Source organism: Streptomyces sp. SBT349, from assembly GCF_001083795.1.
GTDB lineage: Bacteria > Actinomycetota > Actinomycetes > Streptomycetales > Streptomycetaceae > Streptomyces.
In genome coordinates this window covers 1-1474 of the sequence record NZ_LAVK01000659.1, presented here as the reverse complement: position 1 = coordinate 1474, position 1474 = coordinate 1, and the positions used below count along the sequence as shown (strand labels likewise).

General features: G+C 74.2%; 1 protein-coding gene. It reads right to left on the bottom strand.

The window, feature by feature from the left end; all coding sequences use genetic code 11:
• Positions 1–26 precede the first annotated feature (26 nt).
• Positions 27–1313 carry a DUF2079 domain-containing protein gene (locus ADY01_RS35590; RefSeq protein WP_324613493.1) on the bottom strand — a complete coding sequence of 429 codons (1287 nt, stop codon included), beginning with the start codon at positions 1311–1313 and terminating at the stop codon, positions 27–29.
• Positions 1314–1474 lie beyond the last annotated feature (161 nt).

Sequence of the window (1474 nt, the reverse complement as noted above, 5' to 3'; positions counted from 1 at the left end):
GTGCAGTCCCGGGGCTGTGAGGTCGGTCACCGCCGCAGCACCCAGTAGCCCCCGCCCTCGGCCTCCACGCTCCAGCCGCCGGCCCCCGGGTAGAGCCGCTCGGCGTACGCGGTCAGCGACTTCGCGGTCTGGTCCGGGTCGTAGTACGCGACATAGCGCGGCACCACCTCGCCGCTGCCGCCGATCCAGAACACCCGGCAGCGCTGCGTCAGATGCGAGATGGGCCGGACGTTGGCCGCGACGGTCGCCCCGTCGGGAACGGCCGCGAGGACGCGGGAGCCCGCCTCGGCCGAGGGCCCGGGGCGGTAGGTCTCGGCACTGGCGAGCGCGGCGGTCGGCAGCGTGGTGGCGAGCGCGGCCGCCGCGGCCAGGACGGCGGCCGGGAGGTGGTGGGCGTAGGTGCGCAGCCACGGCCGGGGCGAGAGGCGGGCGCGGGCCAGCGCGTCGGTGAGGGCCAGCGCGGCGACGGGCATCAGCACGGCGTCGTAGTGCCAGTCCGTGGACCAGTAGTGGGGCTCCCGGGAGGCGAACCGCCAGGCGAGCGTCGGGAGGGCCACCAGGGCCAGCGGGGAGCGCAGGGCGAGCAGTCCGGTGGTGGGCACCAGGAGCCACAGCAGTGTCCTGGCCTTCTCGCCCGCGCCGTCCAGCAGGGCCCCGGCGGCCACCCCGCCCCCGTCCTCGCCGATCTTGGACCAGTAGTCGTAGCCGCCCCCGGTGTTGAACGCCGGGATGACCACGGTCAGGGTCACCGCGCAGGCCAGCGCGGCGGACAGGGCGACGGCGAGCGCCGGGACCACCATCCCCGGCCGCCGCTCCCTGGCCCGCAGGGCGACGACGATGGCCAGCGCGGCGGCCGTCAGGCCCAGATCCTCCTTGACCAGGAGCAGCGGCAGCGCCAGCAGCAGCGCCGCGCGCCAGCGCTCCCTGACCACGGCCTCCAGCGCGAAGGCGAGGAGCGGCACGGCGAACGCGATCTCGTGGAAGTCGAAGTCGACGGCGCGCTGGATGCCGAAGGAGAGCCCGAAGGCGGCGCCGATGGCCACGCCCGCGCCCCGGCCGAGGAGAGCGGCGGCGGCGCGGGTGACGGGGACGACGGCGAGCGCGAACAGGGCGGCCTGGGCGACGAGCAGCGTCACCGGGGTCGGGAAGAGCCGGTAGAACGGGGCGAGCAGCGCGGTGACCGGGCTGAAGTGGTCGCCCAGGATGTTGAATCCGGGTCCCTTGAGGTCGGAGACGGGCGCCTGGAGGTGGGCGTAGGAGCGGACGACCTGCTCGAAGATGCCCAGGTCCCAGGAGCGGTTGTGGTACCGCAGATGGCGGGTGACGGAGATCGCCGTGTAGACGGCGAAGAAGGCGGCGGCCAGCAGATACGGGTCGAGGCGGGGGCCGGTGACCCCCGCCCTGCCTATTCGCTGTTTCTTTTAAACATCTGACGCCGGCCGACGAGAGGGAGGTGTAGAAATTGGGGGGTCGC